This window comes from Bradyrhizobium sp. SZCCHNR3119, from assembly GCF_032487775.1.
Taxonomy (GTDB): Bacteria; Pseudomonadota; Alphaproteobacteria; order Rhizobiales; family Xanthobacteraceae; genus Bradyrhizobium.
Genome location: NZ_JAUEUV010000001.1, coordinates 3807422 through 3824133 on the forward strand (window position 1 = coordinate 3807422; position 16712 = coordinate 3824133).

Consider the following 16712-nt stretch of genomic DNA (forward strand, 5'->3'; position numbering starts at 1 on the left):
GATCCGGTATGATCCCGATCGCTGTGGCGCCCCTAGGAGACCACGAACTTGTCGCGGGCAGACCTGACGCACGGTTTGCTGCCAACGCAAAGCCGGCCACTCTTTTCCAATTAGTGAACACGCGGCGCGGCTCTTGCGAGGATCTTCTCTAATACTGCTTGTCGAACATACGTCCCGACAAGAATCTCGACCTCATCGCCCTCTTCGGCGCCTAGCAGCGCTTCTGCGACAGGTTTCTTGAAATAGATGATTCCGTTGTTCGGATCCGATCGGTCCGCGCTGATGGTGAATTGTACGACATTCTTGTCGTGTGTTAGATAGCGCAGGCGCACTGTGTCGCCGACAGCAACGGCGCTAGGCCTTACGATCGGCTTCGGCTCTTGCTCCTTCCGAGATTTTACGATGGGCGGCAATGGCTCAGTCGAGCCATTCTTCGAAAGATCAGCCGTCGGCTTGGAGAATTCTGCCTCCCGCGCGCGAAGCTCAATAAACCGCGCTTCAATTACTCCGCGTAGAATTTCGGCCTGCTTTTTGGGATTCTGAAACCAGTCTGTGGACCAAATGCGATGGAATTTCCAACCGAGCCCCTCCAATACCTGCTGACGCAGCCGGTCGCGATCGCGCGCGGATTTTGAAGAATGGAATGTAGCTCCGTCGCATTCTACACCAAGGATAAAACCATGGGCCCACTGCGGATGACGAACGCCGATGTCGATTGAGTAGCCCTTGACGCCAACCTGGGGCACAGGCGTACACCCCATGGCGCGAATTTGATCCATCACAAAGATCTCGAAATCTGAATCTGGCTCCTTCTTGGTCGCTTCACCCGACTCAAGAACGCCCGTTGCTGCATATTCCAACCATCGCTTAAGCATGTAGGCACCCTCGTTTCCCGTCGGCTCGGCCGAGATGTCAGCCGCCGACATCGACGAGAAGGTGACGATCTGTTGCTTCGCGCGTGTAAAGAGTACGTTTAAACGCCGCTTGCCAGCAGTGCCGTTGATTGGTCCAAAACGCTGCATAACTCGAGCGCCCAGTTCCTCTGGACCGTAGACCGTTCCGATAAAGATGACGTCGCGCTCATCGCCCTGAACGTTTTCAAGATTCTTGATGAAAAATTCTTCCAATCCATCATTATGCGTCGACCAATAATCCACGTACTGGGTCGCCGTTGGACTGCTACCAAGCGCGATCTCCATTTCCTCGAAGATCAAATCTCGCTGCTTTTGGTTGAGCGTCACAATGCCCAGAGACCGGTTCGGGTTCTTGGCCATAAACTCGATTGCGGCCTGGACCATTTCTCGCGCCTCGACCGGGTTTATGCCCGCCTTATACAGGCCTGGAACCGCTCGAAATTCGACGCCCATACCAGCGACGCCTTCCGACGCTGACGGGAAAACCACGAGATCGTCACTATAGACAAGACGATTCGAAAATTTTATCAGCCCCGAATGTTTGGAGCGATAATGCCAACGTAAACGTCGTGCCGGTCGGAAAGTCGCGTTCGCTAGCTCCAGAATAGATTCGTCCAGAACCGTATCGTCCTCGCTGTCGTCTCCATCGACATCGACCATTTTTCGAAAAAAGTTGCTCGGTGGAAGCTGATTAGTATCGCCGACAATCATCGCTTGCTTGCTGCGAGACAGGGCACCGATAGCTTCTTCCGGCGGCATTTGAGAGGCTTCGTCGATAACGCAAAGATCAAACCCCACCCCTTGCTTCGGAAGATATTGCGCGACCGCTAAGGGGGACATCATCCAACACGGCTTAAGTTCAAGCAGAGCTGCGCTAGCTCTCCGCGTCAGCTCACGAACTGATAGAAATTTTTGCTTCTTGTCGACCTCGTTCGTAATTAAAGCGAGATCCGTCCACTGCGACTTTCGTCCAACGCCATTGCCGCGCGGTGGCCGGGCCTCGGCTTTTAGTTTTCGCCGCAAGTCTTTTCGCGTTTCCGCTATGATCTCGCGATCGAGTTCAGCCAAACGGTTGCGCATGAAGTCGAGGCGGGCTCCAGGGAACCGGGCCAAGATAGGTCCGCACCGGTCAGACGCGTAGACGCGGCGCGCGAGCCACCGAAACGCCAAAGCTTCGAGCGCGGCGGCCAAACCGGCGTATCCGCCGGTAGCGGTGACATACTCATCGATTATCGCATGTAGATCCGATCGGCATTCTCTCCTCGCGCCGCCAAAGGCTACATGCATTGCTAGACCTTCCGGATCTTCGGCTCCGGCGCGTAGGGCTGCTGCCCTGCTGTCCAAAGGGCCGGTTACCATCGCGGACGTCTCGACAAGCTGTGTTCGCGTTCCGAAATCCGATCCAATTTCAGCGCACATCTCTTGCGCTTCTTTGACGCGCTGGACGCATTGCGCTCCGTGTGCAGCAAGGCCAGATCCGATCGAAACGGCCAACGCCCGCCCGTTCGGCAGTTCAACTATTGTGGAACACAAGTCGAGAACGGCTTTTAGTGGTGCGGTCGTCGTCTTCGCGCCGGCATAAAGGCCGTTGAGCGCTGCGGCGATTTGGGAGCGATTATTGAGCCTTTGTTCTTGAGCGAGGTAGTTTTCAATTTTCGTACGAAGTGCGGCGACCTCGTCAGATGAGGGCCTTTCATCGGGGGTGAACAGACGCGCACGTTCTCTTAGAAGGAGAAGATCATTTTCTTGCGCAATGGCGTCTGTCTCCCACTGAACGACGGCGTCACGCAAACCGCTGAGTGTCAATTTGTCTGAATGCGCCTCCAAAATTGGAACCTCAAACAGCATCTCAACTGAGCCATTTAGCAAGAAGGAGCGGACAGCATTTTGTTCGACACGTGGGAGCCGCTCCCGGACGAGGTCGCAAAATGCTGCCATGCCTTCCATAAAGTCGAAGTCGGTATCGATCCCCTTAAATCGGACCCCGTATAGGACGGGCGCCTGGGAGCTTTTTCGAAAGTCTCTTTCTCTCGCTTTCCAATCAACAAGTTCCTCAAGGTCGCTGATTGCGGTCGCTCGCTTCCATTTACTCCGGCTAAAGCCAATATAGGCAGTTTTCGCTTTGCGGTACGTGGCCGAAAAAAAGCGAAACCGGCCAGCAGTCTTGATCGCTACGAGCCAGCGGGCAGTTTCATCCACCTCTGGTGTCACATTAAGCGAGAATCTCTGCGATAGACCTTTTCTCGCTTCCTGCAGCCGTCGCCCTTCTATGTTTAGCATTCTCAGGGAGGCGAGAGCATTCGTATCGGAAGCAAGATCTGGTCGGCGAGCATGGAGATGATCCGGGTCCGTACTATCGATAATCGACCGAAGTATCCCAATATCGCTAAACCGCCATTGATCGCTGCCGGGTACAAGCGCCGCGAACCCTTCCATTTGGCTGATTAGCCTTTTGCCAATTGAAATGGCCTCACGCTTCTTCGCAATACTTTGCGCAAGCTCATCTGTGTCTAAGTTATTGACACCGTGCTTGCGGCAGAGTTCGTCGACTTCCATCAGGGCAGCGACAGTTTTCTCATCCGGTCTAGAGCGCAATTTTGAAAGAATATGCGCTTCGAGCGCCTGAAACGATTCACACTCCTCGACGAAGCTCGCGAGATGATCGCAATCAGCTTTGCTCGCAAGGCGCGGAATCAAGCTTAGCTGTGAGCGATCCGACAGCCGCGATGCTGCCTCGAGAAGCTTCGTCATTGAAGCTAACGTAGAAGCATCTTCGCGGCCCGTAATCCCAAATTTATCGGCTTGGCGGAGGCGATCCCGCAACACCTCTAGAGCCGTAGCAAGACCCTTTGCAAGCTCTAGGATAGCGTCCTGGTCGAAAGGCGTCAGATGCGAGGCTCGTATCCCTTGCCAATGCGCGCTGACTTTTGCGAGGCGGCCCGCAGCCTCCTCCAGGATCGTCGCGCTCGACTTGGTGTCTTCGATTGTTGTCTTCGTGACGGCGAAAGTCGTCGGAGCGTCTGCGAGTTGAACTGATTTTGGCAGATTATTCAAACGATCGGACGTTGCGACGCTCTTTCCAAGAATGTCATGAATCGTGAAACCCGTTCCGTCGAAAGGGAGCCTAAGCAGTTCGACATATTCGGCGATCTGTGCTCGCGCTTCCTTAAAGCGCCGAATGTGATCCTTGAGATCTGCGACGGGTCGGCCAGCATCCATCTCTAAGCGCTCGCGTAAGGAGCTGATTACGCGTTCTCGCATGGAGTGCTGCGCTTGCAGCGGCAGCAGGAATTCACCCAGGCCAATAGCATCTAGGCGAGCGCGCACGACTTCGAGCGCAGCTGTCTTTTCAGCGATGAACAGCACTTTCTTGCCTGCCGCAAGGGCAGCAGCGATGGTGTTAACGATCGTCTGCGACTTGCCTGACCCAGGTGGACCTTCGACCGCAAGATTCACGCCGTTCGCGATGTCAACGAGTGTGCTAAACTGGGATGCGTCGGCATCCATGACAAGGTGCGGCACAAGCCGCTCAACATGCTCCTTATCGACGTCGTATTCGTCAGCAAAGGGTGATGCAACGGGAGTGCCGCTGCCCGCCAGGAGCGGCCGGATGATATCGTTGGCCGAAAAATCCGTGTCGCTTGTGTTGAGGTCGTGATACATGGCCATTCGGGCGGACGGAAATACACCAAATGCGACCTGACGACGGACGCGCCATGTTACGCCCTTCGGCGAAAGTTTGGCAATTTCGGCCAAATACTCTTCGATTGAGCCGGTCGTGAACGCAGGCAGCTCAATGCTGAATTCCTGTCTTAGTTTTTCTAGAAGTACCGCGTTCGTTTCTGGCTCTTCACCGAGACCGCTGACCCAGAACTCGGCTCCGTCTCTCGTCTTCTTCTTCTCGATTTTAACCTGGAGTAAAATCAAGGGCGCGAAGGAAGTTTCAGAACTGGTTCTGTCCGACCACTCAAGGAAACCAAACGCTCCATGTAAGACGTTGAGCCCGGTCTCCTGAAGCCACGTGTTACATTTCGAGTTTAGGGCAGAAAGCTTGCGCTCCAAATCGTCCGGTAGAAGCAACGTCTGGATAGCATCGTCCGTGTGCCGACCATCGTCGGGAGACTCTCCCGCTTGAGGCAGGTCGTAAGACGGAAAGATGCCATTGTTCCTGGCGTGCTGGACGAGGTTGAGGTCCTGTTTCGTAGGGCGCGCACTCATCCCAAGCTGCGCTCTTAACCTGTCCTTCAGCGCGCGATCTGCTTTGCGGAGGATGTCATTGTAGCCATCGGCGTCCTTGTCGAGCTTTTCAAGTTGCGCCAAATAGTCTGGATCGCTGCGTCGCGCCGCGGCTAACGCGCGCTTGAATATGTTGGACCGTTCATCGGCCGGGTCTTCGTCAAGTGCCGGCAGCGGCTCCATCTGCATCCGCTGGCCGTTGCAAAGATTGAAGAACAGCACATCAGGCAGTTCGTCCACGACGCGTACATGCGCATTTGATCGAGGGTTGAGCTTCGTGGCGATGAGCGGATTGCGTCGACTAAGGTCGAGCAATTTTGGCCGCATCGTCTCGATCCGCCTATGGACGAGCTCTTTGAGTTCCTCGGCTGCCTGCGTTGCCATTTAAACCTTGATATCTCGGCTAAAGCGCTTTGTTTCAATACTTTAAACCATGTTGCTACCAAAGCGCGAGTGGACACAAAGGGAATTCCACTGCTTACATGGTCGTAGATCTACTCCCACCCAGGAGGGGGCTGACCTCTCAGAAAATTCGCTTTCTTTATGCGCGCGGCTGCTGCGACGGTGGAAGGGCCCTTTAGTACTCCAACCCTGAGATCAGGGGACCCGAGGGACAAGGCCACGACGGACGGATTGCTTGATTTGCGATCTGCTGAGCGACGGCGCCTTGATCGGTGCAAAATTACCGTTATGAAGCGGCCAATTTTGCTAACACTTTCAATGCGACCCACCCTGTCCAGTCCCTTGCGCAAGAATATTGTTATTTCGCTTTTTCAGAATTTATGTTTCTCTTCTCTCGTCTCGCCCCAACGAGGGGATGCTTCGCGGTCGTCACGGACGTCGGGTGCGGGATGCGGTGGGCCTGTCGGGTCGCAGCATGGCGGCATGATCCGGAAAAGCGCGTAGCGGTTTTCCGAACAAGATCATGCCCAAGTCGAGTTCATGCGGACGAACGATCCGGTGCGCACGGTCAAGCCGCGTGGTCCTGGCGCCCCGGTGCTGGCGTCAAGTCCGCGATGATGCGTTTGGCGCATCGTGGATGACAGGGGCAAGAGAGCCGGTCCCTGGGGAGAGCGCGGAGTAAGCCGTCAAACCATCGCGCGGGGAAGGCCGGGTGTTCTCGGCCAGACCTGTGGTGACTGCCGCCTGCTTTTTTTCTGCAGGCGGGCCACGGGCGCGGCCAGCGCCCGGCCTTCCCCATAGGCGTTAAGTTTATGCTTGAGTGTTGGAATCCGCCGTGATTCGAACAGGGGATGGCAGACGAATCGCTCCTGAACGAGGACTGGACGAGAGTGGTTGCGCAGCTGGGCGGGGCTGCGCAGCTCGAGAAAACTGCGCGCCAGACGAAGGCCTTCGCGCGTCGGCGGCAGATTCCAGATGCGGTGACGTTACTTCGGCTGATGCTGGCCTATTGTTTGGGTGAAAGAGGGCTGAGATCGACAGCCGCATGGGCGGCTTCTGTTGGCCTTGCCGACCTCACCAGCGTGGCGTTGTTCTATCGGCTGCGTCAATGTGGTGATTGGTTTGCGGTGCTGGTGGAGGGCTTGCTCGCTGCGGCAGCTCCGAAGGCGAGCCAAGGCCGCCTGATCCGCATCATCGATGCGACGACAGTGCCTCAGGCGGGACCGGCTGCGCGCAAGAACAGTGAGCTTTGGCGCGTTCATAGCGCATTTGATCTGCCCTATGAGCGCTTTGGTCACTTCGAGCTGACAGATCAGCAAGAGGGCGAAACGTTTGACCGGATACCAGTGGTCAAGAACGAGATCCGCATTGCTGACCGCGCTTATCTGCAACCTGACCGCATTGCGGCCGTCCGCGAAGCCGGGGCCGACGTTTTGATCCGAGCGGGCTGGAAGAACGCACGTTGGCTTGACGCCAAAGGCCTTCCGTTCGATCTGATGGCCCAATTGCGTGCCGCGAAGGCGCGCGGACTGGTCGATCGGGAGATTTGGATCAAGCGCAAGGGCGGCGCGCCTCTGGCTATGCGTCTGGTCGCAATCAAGAAGCCCACCGGTGCGGCTGCTGCTTCTCGGCGTAAAGCCCGGCAAGACGCAAAAGATGAAAACCGCATCATCTCCAAAGAAACTTTGGAGGCTGCGGATTGGGTCATTCTGATCACGTCGCTCGCGCGGGACGAGTTCTCCACCAAAGATGTGCTTGCGCTCTATCGATTGCGATGGCGGATCGAGCTTGGGTTCAAGCGACTGAAGAGTCTGATTGGCCTCAAGACGCCGCCAGGAACCGATCCGCGCTCTGCCAAGCCCTACCTGCTGGCCCACCTCCTGATCATCCTGTTGCTCGAGCCGCTTGCCAGCGACTTCGAGGACTCTCCCCACTGGACGCAGGCCGCTTAACGACGCCTGGCGCTTGGCGGGTCCTGCAGCAGCTCGTTGCATCCTTGCTGCAAGCAATCATTCCACAACCAACCATCCGTTGCTTGCGCCGCAGAAAACGCGCGTTGGGGCGCCACCTTCGCGAGCCTCCTCGAAAACGCAAGTATCAATCGATGCTCGCGCTACCTTAACGCCTATGCGGCCTTCCCTGCGCCCTCAATTATGAGAGGGCGGTGAGATTGCCGAATAGCTCGAGCGAGATGCGCCGCGAGATCGCGAAGGTATGGGTCGATGAGCTGATGAGTAGCGTGGCTGACAGTGTGGCGATGTCTATTGCGGTCGTTTCTGGAAGTCGGCTTTGGCTTTTGTTGGGGGGAGGGGAGCGCACTGTCCGAGTGGCAAAACAAGGGTCCAGCATCTTCATCCCCACAAACAAAAACCCCGCCATTCGCGGCGGGGTTGAGGTTCGGGATCCGCGCGAGAAGTGCTCGCAGCCAGCCCCGGGAATTGCAGTGAGATCAGGCCGGGATACGCTCGTCCATGTCGTGCGGCTCGCGCAGCACATAGCCGCGGCCCCAGACGGTCTCGATGAAGTTGCGGCCTTCGGAGGCGTTGGCGAGTTTCTTGCGCAGCTTGCAGATGAAGACGTCGATGATCTTCAGTTCCGGCTCGTCCATGCCGCCATAGAGATGGTTCAGGAACATTTCCTTGGTCAGCGTCGTGCCCTTGCGCAGCGAGAGCAGCTCCAGCATCTGATATTCCTTGCCGGTCAGATGCACGCGCTGGCCGCCGACTTCCACCGTCTTGGTGTCGAGATTGACGACGAGGTCGCCGGTCTGGATGACCGATTGGGCGTGACCCTTGGAGCGGCGCACGATCGCATGAATGCGGGCGATCAGCTCGTCCTTGTGGAACGGCTTGGTCATGTAGTCGTCGGCGCCGAAGCCGAGACCCTTGACCTTGTCCTCGATGCCGGCAAGACCGGACAGGATCAGGATCGGCGTCTTGATCTTGGAGACCCGCAGCTGCTTGAGCACGTCGTAACCGGACATGTCGGGCAGATTGAGGTCGAGCAGAATAATGTCGTAATCGTAAAGCTTGCCGAGATCGACGCCTTCTTCGCCAAGGTCAGTCGTGTAGACGTTGAAGCTCTCGGACTTGAGCATCAATTCGATAGACTGCGCGACGGCGCTGTCATCCTCAATCAGCAAAACGCGCATGCCAGTTCCCCATAGTCGCCGCTCCGGGCGTCAGGTCGGCCGCACTTGCGGCACTCAAAACGCCTTTGAACAACTGATTCGGATCCTGACGAGAGATGGTTAACAAAATCTGATTCACCTCCGCAAGCTCCATCCGTGCAATTTTTGTCGAATCGCCCTAAGATATTGCGACGAAGCAGGTTTTCTTAGCCGTCCTCGTTCAAGCTCCATGTTAAGAGACGGGCCTAACCGACTCCTGCGACCCGCTGTTTTTTCGACCAGCAGGTCGGGCCCTCTCAGTCACCCAAGACAGTGACGCAATGATTAATGATGCGGGTAAACACGAAGTTAAGCGGGGCGGACGAAACTGCCCATACTTAAGGTTTCCGCAATGAAGGCGCTGGCCGAGCAAATCAACGACATCGACGGCGTCAATATCTATGGGCGCGTGGTCGGCGTCAAAGGATTGATGGTCGAGATCGCCGGTCCCATTCATGCGATGTCGGTCGGCGCGCGGATCGTGATCGAGACCGGCCAAAATTTCATCCCGGCCGAAGTGATCGGTTTCTCCGGCAAGAACGCGGTGGTGATGCCGTTCGCGGGCCTCGAAGGTGTGCGGCGCGGCTGCCGCGCGGTTATCGCCAATGCGGCCAACCAGGTGCGGCCGTCGCCCGCCTGGCTCGGACGCGTCATCAACGCGATGGGGGAGCCGATCGACGGCAAGGGACCGCTGCCGCTCGGCGCCTCGCCGGTGCCTTATCGCAACACGCCGCCGCCGGCGCATTCGCGCAAGCGCGTCGGCGCTCCGCTCGATCTCGGCGTGCGCGCGCTCAATACGTTTCTGACCTGCTGCCGCGGCCAGCGCCTCGGCATCTTCGCAGGTTCCGGCGTCGGCAAGTCGGTGCTGCTGTCGATGCTGGCGCGCAACGTCGATGCCGACATCTCGATCATCGGCCTGATCGGCGAGCGCGGCCGCGAGGTGCAGGAATTCCTGCAGGACGATCTCGGCGAAGAGGGCCTGGCGCGGTCGGTAGTCGTGGTCGCGACCTCGGACGAGCCGGCGTTGATGCGGCGGCAGGCGGCCTATCTGACGCTCGCGACCGCCGAATATTTTCGCGACGAGGGCAAGGACGTCCTGTGCCTGATGGATTCGGTGACGCGTTTTGCGATGGCGCAGCGCGAGATCGGGCTCTCCGCCGGCGAGCCGCCGACCGCCAAGGGCTACACGCCGACCGTGTTCACCGAATTGCCGAAGCTTCTGGAGCGGGCCGGGCCGGGGACGGGCGACGGCTCCATCACCGGCATCTTCACCGTGCTGGTCGACGGCGACGACCATAATGAGCCGGTGGCGGACGCCGTGCGCGGCATTCTCGACGGCCATGTGGTGATGCAGCGCTCGATCGCCGAACGCGGACGCTATCCGGCGATCAACATCCTCAAATCGGTGTCGCGCACGATGCCGAAATCGGCCGATCCGGTCTTTCTTCCCACCATCATGCGGGCGCGCCAGGTCATGGCAACTTATGCCGACATGGAGGAGTTGATCCGGCTCGGCGCCTATCGGGCCGGTTCCAGCCCCGAAGTCGATGAAGCCATTCGTTTGCATGAGCCGCTGGAGGCCTTCCTGCGCCAGCGCAAGGACGAAGTCTGCAGTCTTGGCGCGGGTTACCGCCAGCTGGAACAAATCCTCGGGCGCTTGGAAACGGAAAGCTAACTTTGTCGGGTAATCATGTTCGCCACTTGATGAGCCAAGTCGGCCGGCCCGCGACGGGCGGCCGGCGCAGTCCCGCGTCCGATCCGGGACTTCTGGGGAGTATGAGTCGATGAAGTCGCGCGACACGCTGATCCGCCTGAAGAAATTTCAGGTCGACGAGAAACGCCGCAGAGTGATGCAGATCGAGGGCATGATCGCTGACTTCCAGCGCATGTCGGCCGAGCTCGATCGCGAGATCATGAGCGAGCAGGAGCGGGCGGGGATCAACGACCCCTCGCATTTTGCCTACCCGACCTACGCCAAGGCTGCGATCCAGCGGCGCGAGAACCTGACCCGGTCGGCCGACGAGTTGCGCGGCCAGCTGGAGGAGGCCAAAGCCGCGCTGTCGGAGGCCTTCGAGGAATTGAAGAAGGTGGAGTTGCTCGACGAGCGCGATCAGGCCCGCGAACGGGCCGAGGAAAGCGCCCGCGAGCAGGCCGATCTCGACAGCATCGGATTGATGCGCGCCCGTCTCGGCGTGATCGCCTGACCGGTCCTGCCTGATTAGCCGCAGGCTGGAGCCCGGGCGCCGCGCCCGGGCTTTTTTATCGCCGTGATGGCGTTTACAGTCCGGGAAAGGTTGGAGGAGCCGATGGAGCAGTGCGATTTCGGGGAAAGCTGAATGCTGACGCCGGCAGAGCTGGTCTGGCTGATTGCCGCGGTCGCCAGGAGGGACGAGGCGGCCTTTGAGCGCCTGTACACGGCGACCAGGGCGAAACTCTATGGCGTCGTGCTCCGTATCTTGCGCAGGCAGGATCTCGCAGAGGAGGTCGTTCAGGAGACTTTCGTCAAAATCTGGCATAGCGCTGCGCAATTCAACCCCGCGATTTCTTCGCCGATCACCTGGATGGCTGCGATCGCGCGCAACCGGGCCATCGATCTCGTCCGCAAACGCGGCGAGCTGTCGCTCGAAGAGGAGCCGGATGCGATGGAGGTGGCGGCGGAAACGCCGGATCCGTTGGCGCGGCGCGAAATGTCGGAGGAGCTCAAGCGGCTGTTGGAGTGCATCGGCCAGCTCGAACCCGACCGTCAGAGGCTCGTGCTGCTCGCCTATTACAACGGTTGGAGTCGCGAGCAGTTGGCGGCAAAGTTCAGGGCGCCGGTAAATACGGTGAAGACCTGGCTCCGTCGGAGCATGATGGATATCCGCGCGTGCCTCGGACTTTGATCTCAGCGAGGCGGCGTGGGCCGATGATCTGGACGTGCGATGGCCTATAGCGAAGATGATATCGCGCTCGCCGCGGAATACGCGCTTGGCACGCTTGATCGTGACGAGCGGGCGCAGGTCGAGACCCTGATCGCCGCCGACGAGGGCTATGCGGCGCTGGTGGCGGCCTGGGAATTTCGCTTGAGCGTTCTCAACCAGATGGTCGGCCTAGTCGAGCCGCGTCCGGTGGTATGGGATCGCATCAAGGGCGCGATCGCCGCATCGCAGGCGCAGGCAGAGCCAGCGGTTGTCCCGCCGCAAATGCCCCCGCAGGACGTTTCTTCGCAGGATCAGGCATTGCAGGATGCGACGGTGACTTCGGCTTCGCCGGTTCAACACAAACCGCCGTCCGCTTTGCCGGAATCTGCGACTGCGATGGGCGAGGCCCTTGCCGATCAAGCGCCCGGCGCTGATGACACCATCGCCGAGCCGACCGCGCAGGCAGTTAACGACAACGCCGATGTGGTCCGGCTGGCCTCCAAGGTCAGGCAGTGGCGCGTGGTTGCCAATGCGATGACCGCGGTGGCGGCCGTGCTGCTCGCGATGATAGCGGTCCAGGTCTATCGGCCGGATCTGCTGCCAGATGGTTTGCGGCCGAAGCGGCGGATGCCGCTCTCGGCGCAATATGTCGCGCTGTTGCAAAAGGACGGATCGTCGCCGGCCTTTATTCTGACGGTCGATGCCGGCAGCAAGAACTTCACCGTGCGCCGGGTCGGCGCCGCGCCCGAGCCCGGCAAGAGCTACGAGCTGTGGCTGGTCTCCGACAAGCTGCAGCGGCCGCGTTCGCTCGGCGTGATCGGCGGCAACGATTTTACGACCAGGCCGGCGCTTAGCGCCTATGATCCCGATACGGTCAACCGCGCCACCTATGCCGTAACCCTCGAGCCGGAAGGCGGGTCGCCGACCGGGGTGGCCACCGGTCCGATCGTGTTTTCCGGCAAGCTGATCGAGACCGTGCCGCCGCCGGCGCGCTGATTGCCGCCGCAAAAAGAAAACGCCCGTGGGGAGCGGGCGTTTTCGGTAGTGGACTTGGGGTTGGGTCTACTACATATCCACGCGGCCACTGGGGGGCTGTAGCACCGCGTGAATTCCTAAAACTCCTTAGCGAACCAGCAGCGCCTCCGAGCTCGTCACGACCACCGGCTTGCCGGCCTTGATGACGCGCGCGGTCTGCGCGTAGTTGTCCGAACTGCTGCGGGCGGAGATGCCGAAACCGGCCACCACGATGCCAGCCACGAGCGCCACCACCACGATCTTCAGGTGGGTCGTCCGATCTGCGCTGTAGATCGAGTGGTTCATCGAGGTCTCCTGCCGCCTTCCGTTCGCTCTGCCTCTGCCGTTCGCCTGCGTGTGATTCGTCGTTTATTCGTCGTCTGCAGCGCGATCGCGGTTCATCGTCTCGCGCTCCAGAAACGTAGGAAATCGCAAATCCGTTCCCAAGTCACAATCACAATGGCGTGATAACTCGTGATCTGCCGCGATTGTGGCGATCTGTATCGTAAAATTGTTTAGTAAAAACAATTATATAAATAGAATTTGACCATCTCTGACCAAAAATCGCCTTGGTGAAGGAAAATTAAGAATTCGATTGCCTGTGGCGAAAAGACACTCCCGGAAAATGCTACCAAAAACAGCAACGGCCGGCAATTTGCGCCGACCGTTGATAGTATCGCATGATTTTTCTCAACTACAACGCTAAATACTGCCCACCGTCTTCAGCCGCGCTCGCGGGTGAATCTCGGCCTGCGACAACACCGTGGTCTGGGCGCGGAAGCGTTCCACCAGCGAGCGGACGAAGGGCCGGATCGCCGCCGACGTGACCAGCACCGGCGCCTCGCCTTCGCGCGCGGCGCGCTCGAAGGCATCGCGCGTCGCGGTCATGAACTCCGAGAGCTTCGAGGGCTGCATCGCGAGGCTCCGTTCCTCGCCCTGGCCGATCAGCGATTCCGCGAACGCCTGCTCCCATCGCGCCGACAGCGCGATCAGCGGCAGATAGCCCATCGGGGAGGTGTTCTGCGCGCAGATCTGGCGGGCGAGGCGCGCGCGCACATGCTCGACGATGGTTGCGGGATTGCGGGAGAAGGCCAGCGCATCGGCGATGCCTTCGAGAATGGTCGAGAGATCGCGGATCGAGATGCGCTCGGCCAAAAGCAGCTGCAGCACGCGCTGGATGCCGGAGATCGTGATCTGGCTCGGCACGATGTCCTTGATCAGCTCGCCCTGTTCCTTCGGCAGCTCCTTCAAGAGCTTCTGCACCTCGCCGTAGGAGAGCAGGTCGCTCATGTTGGCCTTGAGCAGCTCGGTCAGGTGGGTCGAGAGCACGGTCGCCGCATCGACCACGGTGTAGCCCTTCAGCGAAGCCTCTTCCTTCAGGTTGGCGTCGACCCAGGTGGCGGGCAGGCCGAAGGTCGGCTCGGTGGTGTGGATGCCGGGCACCGCGACCTGGCTGCCGCCGGGATCCATGACCATGAACTGGCTCGGCCAGATCTTGCCGGTGCCGGCGTCCACTTCCTTGATCTTGATGATGTAGGTGTTGGCCTCGAGCTGGACGTTGTCGAGGATGCGCACCGACGGCATCACGAAGCCCATCTCGATCGCCAGCGAGCGCCGCAGCGCCTTGATCTGGTCGGTGAGGCGGTCGGTGCCGTCGGGGCCGTTGACCAGCGGCAGCAGCGCATAGCCAAGCTCGATCTTGAGATCGTCGATCTTCAGCGCGGCGGAGATCGGCTCCTCCGCGGCGGCGGCTGCTGCGGCAGCGGCCGCAGCGGGGGTCGCGGCAGCGGCGGCAGCTTCCGCGGCGGCGACGACGTGCTTCTGCTTGCGCGCCTTCCAGGCGAGCGCGGCCGCGCCCGAGCCGAGCGCGAGGAAGGGCAGCGTGGGGATGCCCGGCAGCGCCGCCAGCACCAGCATGACCGCGGCCGACATGCCGAGCGCCTGCGGATAGCCGGAGAACTGCTTGATCAGCGCCTTGTCGGCGGCGCCGCTGAGGCCGGCCTTCGAGACCAAAAGGCCCGCGGCGGTGGAGACGATCAGCGCCGGCACCTGCGTGACCAGGCCATCGCCGACGGTCAGGGTGGTGTAGGTGCGGGCGGCTTCGCTGAAGGAGAGGCCCTGTTGCGCGACGCCGATGATGATGCCGCCGAGCACGTTGATGAAGACGACGAGCAGGCCCGCGATCGCATCGCCGCGAACGAATTTGGAGGCGCCGTCCATGGCGCCGAAGAAGCCGCTTTCGTCCTCCAGCGCCTTGCGCCGTTCCTTGGCGACCTTCTCGTCGATCAAGCCGGCGGAGAGGTCGGCGTCGATCGCCATCTGCTTGCCGGGCATCGAATCCAGGTGGAAGCGTGCGGCGACTTCGGCGATGCGGCCCGAACCCTTGGTGATGACGACGAAGTTCACCGTGACCAGGATCGCGAACACGATGAGGCCGATGACGAAATTGCCGCCCATCACGAACGAGCCGAAGGCCTCGATGACGTGGCCGGCGGCGTCGGTGCCTTCATGGCCGTGGGACAGGATCAGCCGGGTCGACGCCAGGTTCAGCGACAGCCGCAGCATGGTCGAGATCAGGAGCACGGCCGGGAAGGAGGAGAATTCCAGCGGCGCCTGGATGAACAGCGCGGTCATCAGGATCAGCATCGACAGCGTGATCGAGATCGCCAGGAACAGGTCGAGCACGATCGAGGGCAGCGGCAGGATCAGCACCACCAGGATGGTGAGGATGCCGAGCGCGAGCGCGATGTCGCCGCGCTTTAAGACATCGACGATGTCGCCGAGCTTGAATCCGCCGGCGGGCAGCCCGGCTCCCTGTCCTGCCGTGACGTCGACCATGGCTTTCGCCTTTCCCCGCGGGCCGCGTTTCTTGGCCCCAACCGATTGCGCGGCGGCCAAAGGGCCGCCGGTTCGAGATTGAGCGACCGCACTGGCGTCCACGGAAAGGGCCTCCCCCGTCATCCGTACCCGACTGCGACGCACTCACTTCAACCCGGCAATTTTTGCCCGGTGTATGGTTAGCATTCGGTTAATGGCGGGTTGGGAAGCGGTCGCTTGGCTGAAAGGGGAGGGCTGGGCAGGGTCCATCGTTGGCAGCGCCAGCGTGCCAGCGCCGCACTCGCTCGGCCTGCGAAGCTCGCCCGTTTGCGGCCGCGATGATTCCTTGGCCTGTGTTGGGACGGTATTGGGGCCTCATGGTTCGAGACGGCGCATTCGCGCCTCCTCGCCATGAGGGTCCAGGATCTCGCCACGAGCACGTCCTCATCCTGAGGAGCCCGCCGAGGCGGGCGTCTCGAAGGATGGCCGCGGGAGGGCTGACCAGGCAAAGCTTTGGTCAGAGCCGCTGCTTTCTCTGTGAAAACGAAAGTCGGAACTGAACTCGGCCGTTTGCTCATCGGGCATACGTCAACCCTCTCGCCGCGCCTCTGCGCCCGAGTTGTGCATCACATCCGCCCTCGAAATTGGTGGAGGGCGCGGGGAAGGCCGGGTGCCGTCCGCACCCATGGCCCGCCTGCAGAAAAAATGCAGGCGGCAGTCACCACAGGTACGAGCCGGATCATCCCGGCCTTCCCTGCGCGAATGGTTTGACGGCTTATACGTGGTCTCCCTGGTGCGCCGGGCTTTCTGGCCACCATGTCGCGCATGATGCTATCGCATCAGCGCAAGGACACCAGCGTCGGGGTGTCAGGACCACACGATTTCGCCGTGCGCATCGGGCCGTTCGTCGGCGTAGATCAACCACGCTGCGATCCAATGCGCCCATCGCCTCCCGCTTCCCACGTGCCGTGACGATCGCGATACGCCCCTCCGATGGAGGCGGGATGGAGGTAGGAAATCATGATTTCTGAAAAATGGAAATCGGAATATTTTTGAGCGGCGGACTGGACAGGGCAAATCAGCTTGAACGCGCAAGCGAAATCGGCCTTTCGGCGCGAGTGACTTTTGCCTGCCCGCGCGTCGGCCATCTCCTTCACCAAATCGCACAGCCGATTTGCCCGCCGGGCGCGCTTCTTACGCGTCATGCGCAACATCCTCTCCGCCGTCATGGCCGCGCTCGTCGCGGCCATCCACGTCTTT

General features: G+C 60.1%; 10 protein-coding genes. 5 read left to right on the forward strand and 5 right to left on the reverse strand.

The genetic code is table 11. The features are described 5' to 3' along the window. Positions 1 to 110 precede the first annotated feature (110 nt). Positions 111 to 5534, reverse strand: a complete 5424-nt coding sequence (locus QX034_RS17675) for a DUF4011 domain-containing protein (RefSeq protein ID WP_315730254.1) — start codon at positions 5532 to 5534, stop codon at positions 111 to 113. Positions 5535 to 6403: 869 nt separating this feature from the next. Here QX034_RS17675 and QX034_RS17680 point away from each other — a divergent pair. Beyond that, a complete protein-coding gene (locus tag QX034_RS17680) occupies positions 6404 to 7504 on the forward strand; it encodes an IS4 family transposase (RefSeq protein WP_315701243.1) in 1101 nt (366 codons plus the stop codon). Positions 7505 to 8001: 497 nt separating this feature from the next. On the opposite strand, the gene ctrA is transcribed toward QX034_RS17680, so the two are convergent. Then, on the reverse strand, positions 8002 to 8703 hold the full coding sequence (ctrA, locus tag QX034_RS17685; RefSeq protein WP_012046382.1) for a response regulator transcription factor CtrA: 702 nt from the start codon (positions 8701 to 8703) through the stop codon (positions 8002 to 8004). Between the two features lie 370 nt (positions 8704 to 9073). On the opposite strand from ctrA, the gene fliI reads away from it, so the two are divergent. The 4 genes from fliI (at position 9074) to QX034_RS17705 (ending at position 12617) form a co-directional block, all read left to right on the forward strand. Next, positions 9074 to 10396 carry a flagellar protein export ATPase FliI gene (fliI, locus tag QX034_RS17690; RefSeq protein ID WP_315701241.1) on the forward strand — a complete coding sequence of 441 codons (1323 nt, stop codon included), beginning with the start codon at positions 9074 to 9076 and terminating at the stop codon, positions 10394 to 10396. A gap of 109 nt (positions 10397 to 10505) precedes the next feature. Continuing rightward, the gene (fliJ, locus tag QX034_RS17695; protein ID WP_315701240.1) at positions 10506 to 10925 is read left to right on the forward strand and encodes a flagellar export protein FliJ; all 420 of its coding nucleotides are present in this window, start codon (positions 10506 to 10508) and stop codon (positions 10923 to 10925) included. Positions 10926 to 11057: 132 nt separating this feature from the next. Continuing rightward, complete coding sequence (locus QX034_RS17700) at positions 11058 to 11603, forward strand: sigma-70 family RNA polymerase sigma factor (protein ID WP_315701239.1); 546 nt, start codon at positions 11058 to 11060, stop codon at positions 11601 to 11603. Between the two features lie 39 nt (positions 11604 to 11642). Then, positions 11643 to 12617, forward strand: coding sequence for an anti-sigma factor domain-containing protein (locus tag QX034_RS17705; protein WP_315701238.1), 975 nt, complete (start codon positions 11643 to 11645; stop codon positions 12615 to 12617). A 126-nt stretch (positions 12618 to 12743) separates the two neighbouring features. Here the strand turns inward: QX034_RS17705 and QX034_RS17710 are convergent, their stop codons facing one another. The 3 genes from QX034_RS17710 to QX034_RS17720 all read right to left on the reverse strand — a co-directional run bounded on the left by QX034_RS17710 (position 12744) and on the right by QX034_RS17720 (position 16657). Next, the gene (locus QX034_RS17710) at positions 12744 to 12941 is read right to left on the reverse strand and encodes a hypothetical protein (protein WP_315701237.1); all 198 of its coding nucleotides are present in this window, start codon (positions 12939 to 12941) and stop codon (positions 12744 to 12746) included. Between the two features lie 396 nt (positions 12942 to 13337). After that, positions 13338 to 15473, reverse strand: a complete 2136-nt coding sequence (gene flhA / locus QX034_RS17715; protein WP_315701236.1) for a flagellar biosynthesis protein FlhA — start codon at positions 15471 to 15473, stop codon at positions 13338 to 13340. A gap of 896 nt (positions 15474 to 16369) precedes the next feature. Then, positions 16370 to 16657 carry a hypothetical protein gene (locus QX034_RS17720; RefSeq protein WP_315729233.1) on the reverse strand — a complete coding sequence of 96 codons (288 nt, stop codon included), beginning with the start codon at positions 16655 to 16657 and terminating at the stop codon, positions 16370 to 16372. Positions 16658 to 16712 lie beyond the last annotated feature (55 nt).

Excerpts from the sequence above, each read along its gene's own strand:
- QX034_RS17675 (WP_315730254.1), bottom strand. The coding sequence starts at position 5,534 with ATGGCAACGCAGGCAGCCGAGGAACTCAAAGAGCTCGTCCATAGGCGG.
- QX034_RS17680 (WP_315701243.1), top strand. The coding sequence starts at position 6,404 with ATGGCAGACGAATCGCTCCTGAACGAGGACTGGACGAGAGTGGTTGCG.
- ctrA (WP_012046382.1), bottom strand. The coding sequence starts at position 8,703 with ATGCGCGTTTTGCTGATTGAGGATGACAGCGCCGTCGCGCAGTCTATC.
- fliI (WP_315701241.1), top strand. The coding sequence starts at position 9,074 with ATGAAGGCGCTGGCCGAGCAAATCAACGACATCGACGGCGTCAATATC.
- fliJ (WP_315701240.1), top strand. The coding sequence starts at position 10,506 with ATGAAGTCGCGCGACACGCTGATCCGCCTGAAGAAATTTCAGGTCGAC.
- QX034_RS17700 (WP_315701239.1), top strand. The coding sequence starts at position 11,058 with ATGCTGACGCCGGCAGAGCTGGTCTGGCTGATTGCCGCGGTCGCCAGG.
- QX034_RS17705 (WP_315701238.1), top strand. The coding sequence starts at position 11,643 with ATGGCCTATAGCGAAGATGATATCGCGCTCGCCGCGGAATACGCGCTT.
- QX034_RS17710 (WP_315701237.1), bottom strand. The coding sequence starts at position 12,941 with ATGAACCACTCGATCTACAGCGCAGATCGGACGACCCACCTGAAGATC.
- flhA (WP_315701236.1), bottom strand. The coding sequence starts at position 15,473 with ATGGTCGACGTCACGGCAGGACAGGGAGCCGGGCTGCCCGCCGGCGGA.
- QX034_RS17720 (WP_315729233.1), bottom strand. The coding sequence starts at position 16,657 with ATGACGCGTAAGAAGCGCGCCCGGCGGGCAAATCGGCTGTGCGATTTG.